The organism is Faecalibacterium sp. I4-3-84, from assembly GCF_023347255.1.
Lineage (GTDB): Bacteria > Bacillota > Clostridia > Oscillospirales > Ruminococcaceae > Faecalibacterium > Faecalibacterium taiwanense.
Genome location: NZ_CP094466.1, coordinates 1,102,108 through 1,120,359, shown reverse-complemented (window position 1 = coordinate 1,120,359; position 18,252 = coordinate 1,102,108). Strand labels below are relative to the sequence as shown.

The following is an 18,252-nucleotide window of genomic DNA, read 5'->3' as shown; positions in this document are numbered from 1 at the left end:
CGGATATATCAATCCCGGCCGCGTTATTTTTTACCTATTTGTTTCTATGCGGACGGATTATGATATACGCACAATGGAACCTCCGCATCGCATACGCTGAATTTTGTTAAGCAAGGCTCCATCCAGCCGCATTCTTTCGGATGTTGACAAACTCCTGATAAATGCCGGGCTGCTTCAAAAGTTCTTCGTGCGTGCCCTGCTGTGCAATCTGGCCGTTGTCAATGACCAAAATCTGATCGGCATTCTGGATGGTATTCAGACGGTGGGCGATTACGAGAAGTGTCTTGCCCTTTACCAGTTCCGAGATGGCCTCCTGAATATAGCTTTCGTTATCAGTATCTACGCTTGCGGTAGCTTCATCCAAAATGATGATAGGGGCATCTTTCAAAATGCAGCGTGCAATCGAGATGCGCTGCTTTTCACCGCCGGAGAGTGTAGCACCGCCTTCACCAACTACGGTCTGGAATCCATCAGGCAACGCCATGATGAAATCATAGCAGCGGGCCTTCTTAGCAGCTGCATAGACTTCTTCCTCTGTGGCGTCCGGTTTGCCTATGCTGATATTGTTGTAAATGGTATCTTGGAATAAGTACACTCGCTGGAATACCATGCTGATCTGCTCCATCAGCTCTGCCAAAGGCACGTTCCGAATGTCCATACCTCTTATTATTATGCTGCCAGATTTTACATTCCAAAGCCGAGCCAGCAAATTGGCAATAGTAGACTTTCCGCTGCCAGAAGGTCCGACTAAAGCAGTCATAGAATCTTTCTTCATGGCAAAGCTGATATGATGCAGAACTTCTTTGTCCTGATAAGCAAATACAACATCGTTAAACTGAACTTCTGGCTGTCCCGGCTGTGCCTGTGCAGGAAGATGCTGCTTGCCCGTGTCGGGAAGTTCAGGCTCATTTAGGACTGCTTCAATGCGGTCAAGAGCTGCATTCATAACGGTAAGGCGAGATGCTTCCCCATAAAGAGCTTTCAGCGGTCCAAAGAGGTCAAACACAAACAGCAGAACACCAAGCACATAGGCCAGCGGAAGTGCGCCGCGCTGTTCCAATACAATCGACAAGCCGAAAATCGCCGCAATACCAATGCCGTAAAGGATATTCAGACTCATTGTCCATGGTGTCATTTTCTGCTCAAAAGCAAGGGAGGTGTTTCTGGAACGCTGGAAATTGTCAGTCAGTTCTTCTGATTTTTCGCCCAGCAGGTTGTAGCTCTTGATGACGCCAATGCCCTCCACAAAGGATAGCACCGCATCGGTCAGCCGTTCGCTCTGCTCCTGCCGCTCTGCGGCTTCCCGCAGGGAAACCTTGTTCATTCCTTTTGACACCAGCCATGCCAGAACCGTGACGGCGGCAGCAATCAAACCAAGCTGTACGTTCAAATAAAACATGAATACCAGCAGAATCAAGGAGGACAGCAGATAGCCCATCATGTTGCCCAGCGTACTCATAGCGACTTCTTCAATGAATACCATATCCGTGCTAAGAACAGAGCTGATTTTGCCAATGTTGCCGGAAGTAAAATAGCCCATCGGAAGTTTCCGCAGATGGCTGCCCAGTTCCATGCGTTTATCCGCAAACATCAAATATCCTGCGGCACTTTGCAGGCTGTCGCTGAGGTAATGAACAAGCATTTGCACCAACACTGCTGCGGCAAGTCCAAGGCCGATATAAAGGCAAGTCTGGCTGGTCAGTGTGTCAGCTGCAAAGCGGCTTAAAACTACAAAGGCAAGAACAATTGGCATTTTTGACAAAATGGATTCCAAAAACGCACAAACGAATGCACCTTGAATACGGCCTTTATAACGGCCGGAGAGTTTCAAAATTCTTGAAAACATCGCAAACATTTAGGCTCCCTCCTTTGCAGTGTGTACTTTCCATTCGGCACTGTCCTGTGCGGCTTTCCACAATTTCTGATATTCAGGGCAGGAGCGAATCAAATCCTGATGCTTACCCGCTGCTACCAATTTTCCGTGGTCGATGACACAAATTTGATCGGCATTCATAATGGCGGGCAGTTTGTGAGCAATCACCACGAGGGTCTTGCCTTTTACAAGTTCTGCAATGGCTGCTTCCATCTTTTCTTCATTTTCGGGGTCAGCATAGGCTGTTGCTTCATCAAGAACCACAATGGGGGCATCCTTTAAGATTGCTCGCGCCAGAGAAATACGCTGACGCTGACCGCCGGAGAGCATTTTTCCGGCATCGCCTGCCATGGAGTGAATGCCCTGCGGAAGTTTTTCAATGAACTCCATGCACTGAGCTTTCTTTGCGGCCTCTATTACTTCTTCATCCGTTGCAGTCAACCGACCGAGCCGGATGTTTTCCAGCAGAGAAGTATTAAACAAATACTGATCCTGCGCCACATAGGAGATACGACTGTTCAATGCTTCAAGGCTCATATCGCAAAGTTTCTGTCCGCCGATGGAAATGCTGCCCTTTTGCGGGTCATAATAGTGAATCAGCAGTTTTGCCAAGGTACTCTTGCCTGAGCCAGATTCACCGACAAGAGCAGTTTTTTGTCCAGCCTTTGCCGTAAAGGAAATATCATGGAGAACTTCATCCTCAACCACCGCGGGCTTTCCATCCGGGCTGGGCTGTGTTGTCTGGTAAGCGAAAGAAACATGGTCGTAAGTAATGGTGTCATCTATTCCATGGAATCTATCATTCGTCTGCTGAAGTTCCGGCGCATCCAACACCTGCTCCAATGCGGAGATTTTATAGTTGAGCTGGGGCATGGTTGGCAGAAAGCCAAGAGATTTCAGCAGCGGCATACCGATACTCAAAGAAAGACACAGCACCAAAATCAAATTGGGCAGAGCCGACCAGCCGCAGAGGACAAACCATGCACCCACAGGCAGGGTCAGGATGATGGTACAAGGAAGCAGGCTGCTGTAAATCGCCATCCACGGCCATGCCGCCCTATACCATGCCAGTGTATAGTTCCGATAATCTGATATATCTTTGCGGAACCGTTCGTAAGAATCTGCGTCTTTATTGAAAACCTTGACGACTTCCATACCGTTGATGTACTCAATAATGGTATTGTTCATCTTTTGCCCGGCCATATAGTAAGGTCCCATTTTCTTCATACCAACGGAATACATCGTCATCATGGCAACTAAGCTAAGCGGAATGGATGCCAAAGATAACAGTGCCAGCTTCCAGTCTACAAAGAACATTGCCACATAAACTGCAATGGGAACCATCAGGTTGGCGATGCCCTCCGGCATAGAGTGTGCCAGCAGAACTTCCAGACTGTCTACATCGTCCACGAACAGCTTTTTCACGGTGCCAGTGCCTTTGTCCTGAATAACACCCAGCGGCAGTTTTTCAAACCGTTTTTGCAGAGCCGTCCGCAGGCGGAGCAGCGTGTCATAAGCTGCTTTATGAGAGAGATTCAGGCCCCAGCCATAGAAAAGAGCTTGCAGCACCAGACATACCAAGACCAGTATGACATGCTGGATGATAAAGGAAGCAGTGATTGCCTCCCCCATGACCAGCGGTGCAATTACCTGATATGCCAGCACAAAGGGAAAAACACCCAGCAGAACACTGACCAGCACGATGGCTGTTGCAGCATAGAGGCCTTTTTTATGAGGTCCGGCATATTCAAATACTTTTTGGAACATAAGTCCAACCTCCTATCATGTGAAATATTTTTCAGAAAGAGATTTCAAAACCGTTGGTGATAACTGCTGATTTTGAATTGTTCCATCATCATCCAGCTGCACAACCTCTGTGCAGGTACGGACAATAAATTCAAAATCATGAGAAACCACGAACACGATTACCCCGGAATCGGAAAGTTGTTCAATCAGCTTGCTGACACGCACCATAGAATCATAATCCAAGCCGCTGGTGGGCTCGTCGAAGTAGATTACGGGGCTGTCCTTTACGATTGCCACTCCAATGGTAACCCGTTGTTTTTGACCGCCTGAAAGCGACGCTGGGTGTCTTTCCCGATAGTCCGACAGTTCCAATGCGTTCAATACTGCATCTATTTTTTCTTTGCAATCTTCCTGCATTCCAAGGGAAAGCTCTTCTTCCACGCTGCTGGCAAAGAGTTGATAGTCTGTATCCTGCATAACAAGATAGGAAAGTGACCGCCGCTGCCGGGGTGTGAGCTTTTTTCCATCAAGACGAACTTCTCCATGCCGCTGTTTCAACAGGCCAGTCAGAATAGACAGGAGCGTTGTTTTTCCGGCACCATTATGGCCTAAAATGCCTATCACGTCCCCTGAATGAGCTTCAAAGCTGACATTTCGGAATACATCCGGTCCTTTCTTGTAGGCAAAGCCTAAATCGTGGACTTCTAGTAAGTGCGTTGTATTTTGAGAATGCGACTTTTCCTGATAATGCTCTGCATCACGTTCCGGGTATGCGGTCCGCAGACCATAAGAAATTCGTGTTTCTTCGGGCAAAGAGCAAAACTGTTCCCTTGTGAACTCATGCTCAATTTTTCCATTCTGTATCAGAAAAGCTCTGTCAATCAAATCTCGCAGATAGTAAAAGCGGTGTTCTACTACAAAAATGGTATAGCCGGCACTCTTGAGCTTTTCCATGATTTCAGCAAGCCGTTTGGTGGCGGCATAGTCCAGATTGGCCGATGGTTCATCAAAGATGTAGACCTTTGGGGCAAGCGCATAAACAGAGCCAATCGCAATCTGCTGTTTTTCTCCGCTGGATAACGCAAAAATACTTCGATTCAGGTATTCGACCAACTCCAATTCTTTGACTGCTCGTGCAATCCGGTCAATGGTTTCCTCACGGGCCAGTCCGAGATTTTCACAGCCGAACGCCAATTCTCGTGTGGTATCGGTCATAAAAAACTGTGAGCGTGGGTCTTGAAAGACAGTTCCTACCTGTCCGGCCAGTTCGGAGGGCTTCATTTCCAAAAGCGAATGTCCATCCATAAGCAGATCGCCTTTAATTTCACCGGGGTAAAAATGTGGAATAAGTCCATTGAGGGAACGAATCAACGTTGTCTTGCCGCAGCCACTTCGCCCGGTCAGAAGAATAAACTCGCCGGTCCGTACAGTCATGTCAATGCCGCGGAGGGTAAAATTTTTGCTTTCTTCATAACGAAAGCTGAAATTCTGGAATGAGATCATCGTCATACCCTCCACAAAATGATTTTGCCGATTTGGGTCTGGTCAATAAAAAGCAGTCCGACCAAAAAGAGGATACCAAGCAGTGATACCACAATTTCCGGCCATGCAAAACGAATCGGGCGCAGTGCATACCGCTTACATTCCAATTCCAGACCACGCGTTGTGCCGGAGGCCGCCAGTTCATCGGTAACTTTCAAGCAGCGCATCAGCAACGGTATCAAAATGTACTCTATGGTTGCTAATGGGTGACATACCCGCTTCCACACTGTATCGCTGATACCGCGAATATCCATTGTGCTTCGGATTTGCCGATATTCAATCCGTAGGGTAGGAATATAACGGAACATGACCACAAGCGGAATCGTAACTGCCTGCGGCAGCCGCATTCTTTGGAGGGCTACCATCAAGTCATCCATATAAGTGGTCCGCAATATCCAGAGCCCCATCATTACAATGGGAATCAGTTTCAGAACGGTCACGCCAAATACGCTCATAATCACGCTCAAAACTGGAACTTGCACATAGCGGAGCAAGGCATTAAGATAAGCCACAACGATATAAGTTATTATCATTTTTGCGGCCCATTTTCCGCCATTACCTAAGGCAATGAACAGCCCATAAACCAGCATGAGCGCAAGGCTGACCACTTCTCCGGCCAGAAAATAACTGACAAAACCGATACAGACTAAGAGAAGAATTTTGCAGCGCGGGTCCAGAAGCGCAGTTCCATGAAGGGGCTGTCGCTCAATAATTTGTTTGATTTGTGTTTCATCCATTCTGATGCCTCCTTATCAACAGCAGAGCGCGGGACTACTTCCAGCCCCGCGCTCTGAAATCAGGCAGCCCGTTTGCCTGCGTTTGTATGATGGATTTTCAGGGGGCTGTTCTTGTTATTTTACAGAAACGAGTCCAGCCTTGATGAAATGCTTTTTCAATGCTTTCTGGCCGATAAATCCGCCAATCAGGCCGCCCACCAGTCCAGCAGCAACAATGACTACCAGCATGGGAACAGAAGTGATATTGAGCATTCCCTGAATGTACTCCGGGGCAATATTGTTTTTCTCCATTGCGCCAACAAACGCACTTTGAAGAAATTTGATGGGGCAGATAGCACTAAAAGCAAAAATAGCACTGAACAGCGCATAGGCCGCCATCATGGACTTCATTGTGATTTCATTTCGGCCCATGATCAGAAAATCGCAGATGACACCGCCAATTACCAAGCCGATGGGAATGAACCAGAAAGCACCTACCAGCAGGAACAGGATAGCCTGAATTGCGGCACAAATGGTAAACACGCCTTTCTTCGGAACTTTGGCCAGCAGAAGCATCATAACGATGCCATTCGGAATAGCCACAACGGACGGATAAAACACGTTGGTCACTGGGCCAGCCACGCTCATAATAGTGCTGATAATCATGCAGATAATCCACATGAGCGCTGTCAGGATGCCAATGAGAATAAAGTCTTTCGCATTCAACTTTTGTTTCATTTTTATGCCTCCTCGCTTTTATCGGAAAATAAAAAATGCGATGTGGTTATTTGAAACTAACCACATCGCAAATTGTACCAATTTAGATTATCAAATCCAACCCAAAACCTACCCGTTTTGACCCAAAAACAGTCAGAAGCTACTTTTTATGGGTATCAAATCGGCTTTCACGGTAGTTCTTTGGTGCCACACCATATCGCTTTTTGAAAGCGGCGGCAAGATTGCTGGGCTTTCCGTAGCCAACGATTGCTGCAATCTCGCTTACATTTCGGTCCCCCTCCAATAGCAGCTGTGCTGCCTGTGTCAAACGCTGTTCAATTATGTATTGATGAATAGGCATACCATAAAATGATGAAAAACCGCGTGTCAATTTTGTTGTGCTTAAATGCACCAGATGGGAAAGTTCTTCACAGGATGGGGCAAACGCAAGCTGACTGTCTATAATCCGTTTAGCTTCCATAATGGCAGTCCGTTCCGTTCTGGACATGGAAACATTTTTTCCCATTAGAATATCCAATTCAAGGACTTCGCCTAAATAAATAGACAATAGCTCCAGAAGTTTTCCGTCAAGATATAAGTAACCCAATCCTCCACGGTATTGTGTAAATTGGCTTGTTTCCGCTAGAATTTGTTCCATGATGGGGGTCACAGGAACTTTTGAAATGCCATCAAGAAGTTTCTTTTCGTAAGCCGTTGCTTCCTGCCCATCAAAATAATCTGTGAGCAGCTGCGAGAAATAGGCAATCGGAATTTTTATACTCTTAAATGAAAAATTGCTATCCTTTTTATAGCAGGCATATTCGGTTCCACCATGTCCCGCATAGATGCAGGATTCATTTTTTTGAATCGTAATGGAACGCTTTTCATCCATGATGCCCCAAGAGATTGCATCATTCAGGCAGAAGATAATCTGCATATAATCTTTACTGACGGTTCCCTGTACATTCATATCCGACTGGTAACACATTTGCCAATCCGAAAAGATGATGCCGTGCTTGATTTGGGTTTGTGCAATTCGTCCTTTCCCCATATCAGACGGAATATCTATTGAAATTGTTTGGGGCGAATTGGCTATCAGGTCGTTGTATAGCTTACCAAGATAGTGACTTCCATGCGTCATAGGATGAGGTTCACCTCCCATTTTGGTTAGTCTGTGCTAATTATGATACTTTATTTTTGCATCACAGTCAAGATGTAGCCAAAAGACAGGGTTTGAATTGTAGTATTAGTAGAGGGGACGGTTTAGGGGAGAACTTACAGAGCAAGCATAGGAAGTGTGTACCCACTTCCGTATTTTGCCCTGCAAAACAGCTTGTTGGGAAGTGTCCCAAACCCTCAAAATGGAAAGGAGAGTAAAAACGTATGGAGGGCAGAAAGCGAACCGTGCAGGTCAAATTCTATGTGACGGAAGAAGAACGGAGGTTGATTCGAGAAAAAATGAAATTGATACCAACCCGGAATATGGCTGCCTATCTGCGAAAGATGGCGATAGATGGTTATGTTGTCCACATCGACACCACCGACATCCGGGCGCAAACCGCCGAACTGCAAAAGATTGGTGTCAACGTCAATCAGATCGCGCGGCGGCTGAACAGCATGGGGCCGCTGTACACACAAGACGTTGCGGACATCAAGGGAGCATTGGCGCAGATATGGCAGTTACAAAGATACATCCTATCAAGTCAACGCTGAAAAAGGCATTGGACTACATCGAGAATCCGGCCAAGACGGACGAAAAAATGCTGGTGTCCTCCTTTGCCTGCTCCTACGAAACCGCCGACATCGAATTTGAACTGCTGCTGTCACAGGCCATGCAGAAAGGCAACAATCTGGCCCACCACTTGATACAGTCTTTTGCGCCGGGCGAAACCACGCCGGAGCAGGCCCACGAGATTGGTCGACAGCTTGCAGATGAAGTCCTGCAAGGAAAATATCCCTATGTACTGACCACGCACATTGACAAGGGGCACGTCCACAACCACATCATCTTTTGCGCCGTGGACATGGTGAACCAACGAAAGTATGTTTCCAACCGACGAAGCTATGCCTACATCCGGCGCACCAGCGACCGGCTGTGCAAGGAACATGGTCTGTCTGTGGTGATGCCCGGTCAAGACCGGGGCAAGAGCTATGCCGAGTGGGACGCACACCGCAAGGGCACGAGCTGGAAGGCGAAGCTGAAAACCGCCATAGATGCAGCCATCCCGCAGGCCAAGGATTTTGACGATTTTCTGCGGCTCCTGCAGGAGCAGGGCTATGAAGTCAAGCGGGGCAAGTATGTTTCGTTCCGTGCGCCCGGACAGGGGCGGTTCACCCGCTGCAAAACGCTGGACGAAGCCTACACCGAAGAAGCCATCACCGAGCGCATCAAAGGGCGGTTCGTGGAGCGGAAGCCCAAAGAAAACCGCAAAATTTCGCTGCGGATTGATTTGGAGAATAGCATCAAGGCCCAGCAGTCCGCAGGGTATGAGAAGTGGGCAAAACTCCACAATCTGAAACAGGCTGCCCGGACGCTGAACTTCCTGATTGAGCATGAAATCGAAAGCTACCCGGATTTGGAAAGCCGGGTGGCCGAGATCACCGCCGCCAGCACCGAAGCTGCCGCTGCACTGAAAGCAGCAGAGCGTCGGCTTGCAGAAATGGCCGTGCTGATAAAGGATGTCACCACCTGTAAAGAGCTACGTCCACTGGTGAAGGAGTACCAGCGGGCCGCTGACAAAAAGCAGTTCCGGCGCAAGCATGAAGGCACCCTGATTCTCTATGAAGCAGCGGCAAAGGCTCTGAAAGAGCAGGGCTTCCAAAAGCTGCCCGACCTCTACGCCCTGAAAGCCGAGTATAAGCAGCTGGCCGAGCAGAAAGACCAGTTGCAGCGGCAGTACGCCGAAGCCAAACGCCAGATGCAGGAGTATGGCATCATCAAGCAAAACGTGGACGGCATCCTGCGGACAGCACCGGGAAAGGAGCAGATGCAGGAACGGTAAATCTGCACAAAATATTGTTCGGACTTTTGAATCCCAAACGCTTAGACCGGGTGGCGTTTCCGCCCGAAATCATGTAAAATAGACTTAGACAACGAAAGCGAGGAACCCTCTATGGCAGAAGTGAACGATAACAGCTCTATCCAGCTTTTTGAAGATCAGAAAATCCGCACTGCATGGGATGCAGAAAAGGAAGAATGGTATTTTGCCATCGTTGATGTGATTGCTGTTCTGACTGACAGCGCAGACCCACAGAACTATTGGCGCGTTCTAAAAAAGCGTCTTAAAGACGAAGGAAATGAAACCATTACAAATTGTAATGGTTTGAAAATGACCGCTCCTGACGGCAAAAAGCGCAAAACGGATGTCGCTAACACTGAACAGCTCCTGCGCATCATCCAGTCAATCCCATCTCCGAAAGCTGAACCGTTCAAGGCATGGCTGGCAATGGTAGGCAAAGAACGCATCGAGGAAACAATCGACCCGGAGCAGGCCATTGACCGTGCGCTTGATACCTATTTGAAGAAAGGCTACTCCGAAGAATGGATTCACCAGCGGCTTTTGGCAATCCGTATCCGAAACGAACTGACAGACGAATGGAAGAAGCGCGGAGTGCAAAAGGGCAAGGAGTACGCCATCCTGACCGATGAAATCTCCCGCGCATGGTCCGGCATGACCACGGGGCAGTACAAGCGGCTGAAAGGTCTGACAAAAGAAAATCTCCGGGACAACATGACCGATTTGGAACTTGTGCTGACCATGCTGGCCGAAGCCTCCACCACGGATATTTCCAAAACTGCAAAGCCACAGACCTTTGAAGAAAACAAGCAGGTTGCCAAACGTGGCGGCAAGGTGGCCGGCATTGCACGGCAGGCTCTTGAAGCGGAAACCGGCAAGCCCGTTATCACAGAAAAGAATGCGTTTGACTTCCAGCAGCTTGTGACCGACATTGTAGAAGATGCCGCCGAACTGCCGGAAAATCCCACCGAGAAAAAAGATAAAGACTGATACATGAAAAATAGCCGGACACAGCAACCCCAAGGCCACCGTGTCCGGCTATTTCTGTGTTGACAACCACACATTACTTTGATTGAAAATAATGTGTGGTTGTCAAGCTGGCGGTATTATTCACCCGTAAAATCAAACCTCTGTCCGTCAAAGTCTGCATCGGTCATGCGCTCCAACTTCGCAATGGTGCCTTTTGTCAGTTGCCGCATTTCAGTGTCCATATCCGGCCGGGCGGCCAGCATCCGCGCCATCGTCCGGCGGCGGTCAGAAGTGTGGTACATACAAATCAAATTTTCTTCTTCTACGCTGAAATTCATGCGTCATACCTCCATTTCGTGTTGCTTGCTGCGGGCCGCTGCTTTTTTCGGGCTGGCGGCCTGCTTTGTTTCGGAAAGCTGCTTGCGGACGGAAGTGCGGGGCTTGCAGATGCCCTTGTCCCGGTTTTCGTTTTTGCCAACCAGCGCGTAGATGCCGAAACGGTCTTTCACGCTGGACAGGTGCAGGGACTTGTACGGCAACATGGCAAGCAGCTGGTCCGTATCCCGACTGGATGCCAGTTTGGTGAAGTAGGGCGATACCTCCACCATAAAATGATTTTTGTCCGGGCTGTTGGGAGCAGCCAGCCGCTTCATATTTGCCGCGATACGCTGCGCCTCGGCCTCGATCAGCCCAGTGTGCAGTGCCGCAAGATGTTCTTTGAAATCACCGGGCCGTGCCGGTTCTCGACTGCGCTGCTCCTGCCGGATGGCCGCTTGTAGAAGTTCCGGGTCACGGGGCTGCATTTCATACCGCACGAACTCTCCAAAATATTTGTCCGAGAGGCTGTTGAAATGCTCTTTGGGGCCAATTTCCCGCATCCCACTTTCGTAGATCAGGCGATTGGCACCCACAGGCAGAGCGGCATCCCGGATATGCTGGAAATGCTGCTGGTAGTCCAGTTCATACAGATTGCCTTGCACGGTTCCATTGGCCGCACCGGTCAACTCCACCGCATAGGCAAGAATCCTGTCATGGGTCTGTTCACCGCAAAATTTCCATGTATTGTAGGCTTGGGTATCTTTGAGCAACACATCCCGTTCCCGGAAGCAGAATGTTCCAGAGGGCCGGGACAGCCACAACAGCAGCTTATCTTCCGGCTGGTCGCTGCGGGCGGCCTCCCGCAGCATCTTGATGTCATAGGCAAAATCGCTCTGGTAGTATGCGGTGTTCTGGTGCATGATGGCTTCCAGCGCAGCGATCAAGTCCATATTTTCAAACTTCTGCACGGTTTACACCTCCAATTCCTTTGCCTTTTCCCGTGGCAGTATTTGCTTGCTCTGCTCCTTTTTTGCGGCATCCAGCTGTACCCGGATGGACAGCTTTTTCGGCTTGGCTGTGCGGGACTTCTTGGCTTTTGGTGCCTTTTCCTCGGCCTTGACTGCGGCGGCAAGGTCTGTCAGAGAGATTTGTTCTCCGGCCTTTGCTTTGGCTTCCAACTCACCTAAAGAGGGCGCATTGTTCAGCACACCGTCAATCATGTTTTCGTTTTGTTCGGTGGAAAGTTCTGCGGTGCGCAGCGGATTTTCCCGCAAGAACTCTGGCACCTGCTGGAAGCCCACACTGTCGCAGTAGTGGGCGGTGTCCTGCCCATTCTGGTGCAGCACCACCACATCCGAAACAGACAGCGAGTGTCCCTTGAAATTTGCCGGATAGTCCACATTGAATGTGCGGTAGATGCCCTCCAACGTAGTGCCGGCAGTCAGCGGCGCGGCGTATACTTCCGTATAGTTGGCCTTGTCCACGGTCAAACCGGCAGCCTGCAGGCGGTCGTAGGGCTCAAAACGGTAATCGCGGGTGGAATCTTCATTGCGCAGCTGGTAGATGGAAAAGCTATCTTGCTGCGGTGCCTCAAAGCCTGCCGCTGCGTATTCCTCTACGGTCATTCCGGCAGCAGCCGCTTCCTGCGTGATCTCGGTCTGCACCTGTGCCTTGTAATCCTGCAAGCTCTGGTCAAAGTCAGCCAGCTTGGGCGGTTCCGGCAAGTTATACTGGCCTTGGTTAAGCAGCGGGCGGCAGTCCTGCACATAGGCCACAACAGTGTTGTAATAGGCAGCCTGTTCCGGCGAAATGTTCTGTCCCTCCCGCAAAGCGGCGGTGGCTGCCTGCTCCATGGCCGAAAGATTGCAATGTTGTTTGAGGTACGGGATAAACTCGGTCAGCACCATTTCCCGCTCTGCCTTGTCTTGTTCCCACGCTTCCGGGCCTTTGTTGTGCAGAACAAAATTTTTCCAGTTTTCGTCCTTGGCGTAGTATTCGTGGTAACTCTGAATGTGCTGAATCAGGGAGCCATCCCCGTCCCCGAAATCCTGCCGCCCCTCGTAGTTGTCCGGCTGGCCGTTCAGGGTAAAATCAATACGGAATGCGGTCTTGTCGTACCAGCCGCTCGTGTAGCCGTCCTTTTCCCGGTCCGTGTGCTGGGCGGTGTCCAGTTCTTCAAAGACGCGGTTTGCCACGGACAGCGGCATGATTTCGCCGTCCTGCAGCTTGTCACTTTCGCTCCAAAGAATTGTGACCGTAGGTTCTGCGGCGGGGTCTGGAATTTTAACGGGTGCGGGAATTTCGTTGGCCTTTTCCGCCGCCTCTTGGAATGCCGCCAGCTTGTCGCCCAACAGGACTTCCGACACTGTGGCTGTCTGCCCCAACAGATTAAGCGCTTCCTGCCCGGCATCCGGCAGGGTCAAACCGGGCGCGTCCAACTGCCCGCCGTCCAGAGCCTTATTATCCGGGCCATACAGGGTGTAGTCATAGCCGGAATCGCAGGTCTGGATGAACAGCGTATTGCCGTTGTCCAGCGCAAATGCAGCCTCCTGTGCAGTGGAAAGTTCTGTTTCCCGCTGCTGGCGCAGTTCTGCCAGATGTTCGTCCAGTGCGGAGATCAGTTCATGGGCCGTACTACGAATAATTTCCAGAGAGGCTTTCAGCTCGGCCAGTTCCCGGCCGGAACTCCACCCGGCCACATAGCCAAAGGAATACTCAGACGTGTCCAGCCCGTAGTGCTGGCAGACGGCATAAGCCACGCTTTCAGCCTGCACCTCGCGGGTGCGGCTGTCCGGGCGGTTGGCCTGTTCCGGGTCGTCTGGGTTGATGGCGTGAAGTTTGGCGTGGGCAATTTCATGGATGGCCGTCTTGATGGTCTGTAACTGGCTCATGCCCTCTTGGATGGCAATGCGGTTGTCGAGCAGATGAAAGTACCCATGCGCGCCGCCCTCGATGTCCTCAAACCCGATGGGTACCGGGGAAGCTTGCTCCAACGCTTTGAAAAAATCTTGATAGTCCTGCACGCTGCCGGACAGTTCATTCACTGCGATAGATGGCAGCGGTTCGCCCTCGGTCTGGCTGACATCGAACACGGAAACCACCTTAAAGGCCGGAATCTGCACCGTTTTTTCTTCCGTCAGCGGCTTGCCGTCCTTGTCCAGAATCGGCTTGCCCTGTTCGTCCAGCTTTTCCATCTTCTGCTTGACCTTGTACGGCGCAGGAGCAAGGATTTTGATGCCTTTTTCGCCTTTCTTTACGGTGCGGTGGAACGTGTCCTTCCACTTGTTGAAGCCCGCCACCAGTTGGCCGCCCTGCATGGCGATCAGCAAGGTGTTGTTGAAGCTGTAATTGTGGAATTTCGCCATCGTGGTGAGGTAGGCTTTGTAGCGGTCGCTGTCGAACAGCTCTTGAATCCCTGTTTCCAGCCGGTCCGTAATTTCTTTCATCCGTTCCGCGCTGTCTTTGCCGTTCAGGATGATGGGGATAACTTTCTGCGGTTCCGTTTCAGGCTGAACAGGCGGCGGGATGTTGGCCGCATCCCGCAGAACTTCCGGCGCGGGAAAGGACAGCACCCGGTATTCCTCTGGCACGGGCTGGCCCTCGTAGACTTTCTGCCATTCGTCCCCGCTTTTGACAAGGTAGCCGTACTGGGTGAATGCGCCCTGCTCCTGCTGGGCCACATACCGGCCGAACTGCGCCGTGTCGATGCCGCCTTTCCATTCTTCCGGCATATCCACCATGCCGGAGCGATTCAGGTAGTAATCTCCTAGCTGGGCAGGCCCGTGCACATCCGGCAGATGCACATAGTAGTCCACGTTTTCAGGAAAGTCGGTGATTCTCCCGATGCTGAAAAGCTCACTCTGCGGGGCTTGCAGGGCGGCGTTCAGCTCTGTGCGTTCCCCGGTAGAGAGTGTTTCCAGTCGTGATGCCAGAAAGTTCAGTTCGTCCACATTGGATGCCAGTACCATGTTGTAGGGAATCGCAAAACGCTTTTCCTCCTCGGCAAAGTAGCCAGAAATGAAAAGGCCCTGCGGATTATCGGACGAAATGCCGATTTGCCGCAGGGCCGCTTGTACCTGTTCGGTTGTGGTAGGCAGGTCCAGCCAGACGCCATCCCTGCCTTGCTGCTGCCGATTTTGCAGCTGGATGGAAAATAATTCGCTCATTTGGTCACACTCCTTTTTTGCTATCCTACGGATAGAGAGAGCCGGTTATGGCAAAATGAATGCTTCACCTTACCATAACCGGCCCTCGTTTTTCTTTATTCTTTGCGCTCTACCCGGTAATTGACGTACTTGCCTCCCGTATCAGCCAGAAGCACCGTTGCATCATAAGTTTTGCCTGTTTTCTCGGAGTAGAGGCCCTTGACCTTTGCCTTACCGTTTTTGAGCAGAGCGGCGGCGATCTTCGGGGTGAACGCCTTTTTCCGTTGCTCAAAGAAGCGGTCATTCTTCCACATCACGAACTGACAGCCACGATTTCCGCAGTAGAAGTTTTTCTTGCCCTCGTAGACGTTTTCACCACACCGGGGACACTTGCCGATGATAACCCGTTCTGACTGGAACAGATTTTGCTTGTCCGCACTGATGCAGGAATAGGTCTTGACCAGCTGGCGCACCTGCGCTTCAATTTCGGCCATGAACTCGTCCGCGTCTGCATTGCCCTTGGCAATCTCGGTCAGGCGGTTTTCCCATTCGGCGGTCAGGACGGGAGAGGTCAGGCTTTCCGGCAGAACCACCGCCAGATTGATGCCGTCCTTGGTGGGGACAAGCTGTTTGCCCTTGCGCTGCACAAAGCCCATTTGCACCAATTTTTCCAGAATCGCGGCACGGGTGGCCGGAGTGCCCAGCCCTTTGCGTTCCGCATGGCCCAGGCCACCCTCTCTTGCTCCTGCGGAGCAATTCACCTTGTCCTCCGGCATATCCTCGGTCCCGGCCCGCTCCATTGCCGACAGGAGCGTATCTTCGGTGTAGGCTTTCGGCGGGGACGTGAAGTGTTCCAAAATATCGGCAGTCACGGAAAAAGTCTGTCCCTCGACCAGTTCCGGCAGAGTGTTCATCGCTTCCGTTTCTTCTTCACCGTCTGCTTTCAGAGTGGAGCGGAACCGCTGGTCGATCTCTTTCCAGCCGGGGACAAGCACGGTCTTTCCCTTGGCGGTGAATTCGTTCCCTGCACAGGAAAGCACAGCGGTCACAGTTTCGTATTCATGGGGTGCGGCCACAGCGCAGAACAGTTTGGAACAGACAAGGTTCATCAGCTTGCACTCACTTTCCGCAAGGCCGGTGAACCCCTGCTTTGCAAATTCTGCGGTAGGAATGATGGCGTGGTGGTCCGATACCTTTTTGCTGTTCAGAATCCGGCCCACTTCCGGGGTCAAGTCAAGCCCTTGGGCAAAGGGCAGCAGCCCCAGCAGGTCAGACACAAGATGTTGTGCTGTCTGGCCCATATCCTCGGTCAGATATTGGCTGTCCGTGCGGGGATAGGTCAGCAGTTTCTTTTCATAAAGCTGCTGGGCATAGTCAAGGGTCTGCTTTGCCGTGAAGCCGAACAGGCGGTTTGCCTCCCGCTGCAAGGTAGTCAGGTCATAAAGTTTGGGCGGCTGTTCCGCCTTTTTCTCTCGCCGAATGGATGTGCAGACTGCATTTGCACCTGTGCATTTTTCTTTGAGAGAATTTGCGGTTTCTGCATCCGCAATGCGTCCGCTGTCCGCTTTCAGGCTGCCGGACTGGATGCCGACCGTGTAATACTTTTCTTTCTGGAAGCGCAGGATTTTTGCATCCCGGTCCACCAGCATTTTCAGTGTCGGGGTCTGCACTCGGCCCACCGTCAGGGTCTTGTGGTACAACACAGAAAACAGCCGCGTTGCATTGATGCCCACCAGCCAGTCCGCCTTTGCACGGCAGAGGGCCGATTGATACAGTGCATCGTAGTCCGAATCCGGGCGCAGGTTTGCAAAGCCCTCCCGGATAGCGGCATCCTCCATGCTGGAAATCCAGAGCCGCTTCACGGGTTTCGTGCAGCCGGCCATTTGGTAGACAAGGCGGAAAATCAGTTCTCCCTCCCGGCCTGCATCGGTTGCGGCAGTCACACTGTCCACATCCGGGCGGTTGAGCAGGGCACGCAGAACTTCAAACTGCTGTTTCTTCTCGTCCGGGACAATGAACTGCCACGGCTGGGGCAGGATGGGCAAATCCTCATACCGCCATTTGCAGTATTTTTCGTCGTACTGGCCAGCCTCGGCAAAGGACACCAGATGCCCGATGCACCAGCTGACCAGATATCCGCCACCCTGCCAATAGCCGTTTTGCTTTTCAGCGGCCCCGATCACGGCGGCAATGCTGCGGGCTACGCTGGGCTTTTCGGCAATTACCAGCTGAACGCTCATGTTTCGTCCTCCTGTCCGTTCTCCGAATGAATCTCGATTTCAGCCGGTTCCTCGTCTGCATCCTCGTCCTCGCCAAAATCGTATTCGTCCAGATCATCGTGCCCGGTGGTATCGGCCTTGGGCTTGCGGAACTTGAAATAATAGAGTGCCGCGCCACCGCCCGCCAGAGCCAGCGCCAGCAGAATCATCAGACTGCCCATGTTGGATTTCGGCTTTTCCTGCGGCGTTTCGGTGTCGGTTTTCACAGCTTCCGGGGCCGTGCAGCTCCGCAGGCTCTTTTCACACAAGGGGCAGTTTTCGTTCACGTTTCCTGCCTCACATTTCACCGTGCAGGTGCAGACCTCGGTGGTCTGCGGTTCTTCATCCAGCAGGGCCAGCAAGTCGGCATCGTCCACTTGGTTCAGGAAGTGGACAGAGGTTTCCTTATCCTCGTTGGCGCGGTCAATGAGAATGTAAAAATAATTCCCGGCCTTGGTGGTCACTGTGATAAGCTGTTTGTCCCCGTAGAAATCATCCACCAGTGTTGCATTGCCCTTGGGCGTGATGGGCACACCCTCCGGCTCCATGCCGCACGTGGTGGGTTCTTCTTCGATAATCTCCGGCAGAGGTTCCGGGGCAGGGTCAGTACCGCTTGCGAAAGCGGGCATGGAAAAAGAGCAGAGGCAGAGCAGGATAGCCAGCAGCCCAGCTGCAAAACGGCGGTTCCAATCAGGTTTCATTGGCGGCATCCTCCTGTTTGTGGTACGGTGTGGCGGTGGGTGCAGCGTTCAGCGCACCGCTGCGCAGAAAGGCCGCGAACTCGTCTGGCTTCATGTTCATGCTGCGCACCAGCTGAATGATCTGCAAGTTTTCCTGTTCAGTCTTTGCAGCTTCCAGTTCTTTCAACTGCTGCTGGTATTCAGAGATTTTTTCTTTGAGCCGTTCAATGTCGCGCTCAATGCGGGAAAGTCTTTTTGCCATACAAAATCC

General features: G+C 51.3%; 15 protein-coding genes. 3 read left to right on the top strand and 12 right to left on the bottom strand.

What is annotated here, in order from left to right:
- Positions 1 to 106: 106 nt before the first annotated feature.
- From MTP41_RS05550 to MTP41_RS05525, 6 genes are all read right to left on the bottom strand, one after another.
- Positions 107 to 1,855, bottom strand: coding sequence for an ABC transporter ATP-binding protein (locus MTP41_RS05550; protein ID WP_249236385.1), 1,749 nt, complete (start codon positions 1,853 to 1,855; stop codon positions 107 to 109).
- Entirely contained in the window at positions 1,856 to 3,640 is a 1,785-nt protein-coding gene (locus MTP41_RS05545; protein WP_005922849.1) for an ABC transporter ATP-binding protein, read from the bottom strand.
- Positions 3,641 to 3,655: 15 nt separating this feature from the next.
- Positions 3,656 to 5,122: an ABC transporter ATP-binding protein gene (locus MTP41_RS05540; protein WP_341271149.1), complete on the bottom strand. Its 1,467-nt coding sequence runs from the start codon at positions 5,120 to 5,122 to the stop codon at positions 3,656 to 3,658.
- Between the two features lie 2 nt (positions 5,123 to 5,124).
- On the bottom strand, positions 5,125 to 5,898 hold the full coding sequence (locus tag MTP41_RS05535; RefSeq protein WP_005922853.1) for an energy-coupling factor transporter transmembrane component T family protein: 774 nt from the start codon (positions 5,896 to 5,898) through the stop codon (positions 5,125 to 5,127).
- Positions 5,899 to 6,012: 114 nt separating this feature from the next.
- Entirely contained in the window at positions 6,013 to 6,615 is a 603-nt protein-coding gene (locus MTP41_RS05530) for an MptD family putative ECF transporter S component (RefSeq protein ID WP_005922855.1), read from the bottom strand.
- 139 nt (positions 6,616 to 6,754) lie between these two features.
- Positions 6,755 to 7,735, bottom strand: coding sequence for a helix-turn-helix domain-containing protein (locus MTP41_RS05525; RefSeq protein WP_005922859.1), 981 nt, complete (start codon positions 7,733 to 7,735; stop codon positions 6,755 to 6,757).
- Positions 7,736 to 7,977: 242 nt separating this feature from the next.
- Here MTP41_RS05525 and MTP41_RS05520 point away from each other — a divergent pair, with 242 nt between their 5' ends.
- From MTP41_RS05520 to MTP41_RS05510, 3 genes are all read left to right on the top strand, one after another.
- Positions 7,978 to 8,307: a plasmid mobilization protein gene (locus MTP41_RS05520; RefSeq protein WP_005938456.1), complete on the top strand. Its 330-nt coding sequence runs from the start codon at positions 7,978 to 7,980 to the stop codon at positions 8,305 to 8,307.
- On the top strand, positions 8,268 to 9,596 hold the full coding sequence (locus MTP41_RS05515) for a relaxase/mobilization nuclease domain-containing protein (protein WP_249236384.1): 1,329 nt from the start codon (positions 8,268 to 8,270) through the stop codon (positions 9,594 to 9,596). The genes MTP41_RS05520 and MTP41_RS05515 overlap by 40 nt, the downstream gene beginning before the upstream one ends.
- 111 nt (positions 9,597 to 9,707) lie before the next feature.
- Positions 9,708 to 10,601, top strand: a complete 894-nt coding sequence (locus tag MTP41_RS05510; protein ID WP_005938463.1) for a BRO-N domain-containing protein — start codon at positions 9,708 to 9,710, stop codon at positions 10,599 to 10,601.
- Positions 10,602 to 10,717: 116 nt separating this feature from the next.
- Here MTP41_RS05510 and MTP41_RS05505 read toward each other — a convergent pair whose 3' ends face one another.
- The 6 genes from MTP41_RS05505 to MTP41_RS05480 all read right to left on the bottom strand — a co-directional run bounded on the left by MTP41_RS05505 (position 10,718) and on the right by MTP41_RS05480 (position 18,243).
- The gene (locus MTP41_RS05505) at positions 10,718 to 10,918 is read right to left on the bottom strand and encodes a transposon-transfer assisting family protein (protein WP_055186549.1); all 201 of its coding nucleotides are present in this window, start codon (positions 10,916 to 10,918) and stop codon (positions 10,718 to 10,720) included.
- A 3-nt stretch (positions 10,919 to 10,921) separates the two neighbouring features.
- Positions 10,922 to 11,866: a hypothetical protein gene (locus MTP41_RS05500; RefSeq protein WP_442900350.1), complete on the bottom strand. Its 945-nt coding sequence runs from the start codon at positions 11,864 to 11,866 to the stop codon at positions 10,922 to 10,924.
- Between the two features lie 3 nt (positions 11,867 to 11,869).
- Complete coding sequence (locus MTP41_RS05495; RefSeq protein WP_249236383.1) at positions 11,870 to 15,064, bottom strand: YodL domain-containing protein; 3,195 nt, start codon at positions 15,062 to 15,064, stop codon at positions 11,870 to 11,872.
- 95 nt (positions 15,065 to 15,159) lie between these two features.
- A complete protein-coding gene (locus MTP41_RS05490; RefSeq protein ID WP_249236382.1) occupies positions 15,160 to 17,283 on the bottom strand; it encodes a DNA topoisomerase 3 in 2,124 nt (707 codons plus the stop codon).
- Positions 17,280 to 18,002, bottom strand: a complete 723-nt coding sequence (locus MTP41_RS05485; protein WP_249236381.1) for a DUF4366 domain-containing protein — start codon at positions 18,000 to 18,002, stop codon at positions 17,280 to 17,282. Before MTP41_RS05485 ends, MTP41_RS05490 begins: the two co-directional genes overlap by 4 nt.
- Positions 17,992 to 18,243, bottom strand: a complete 252-nt coding sequence (locus tag MTP41_RS05480) for a DUF4315 family protein (protein ID WP_117554029.1) — start codon at positions 18,241 to 18,243, stop codon at positions 17,992 to 17,994. Before MTP41_RS05480 ends, MTP41_RS05485 begins: the two co-directional genes overlap by 11 nt.
- Positions 18,244 to 18,252 lie beyond the last annotated feature (9 nt).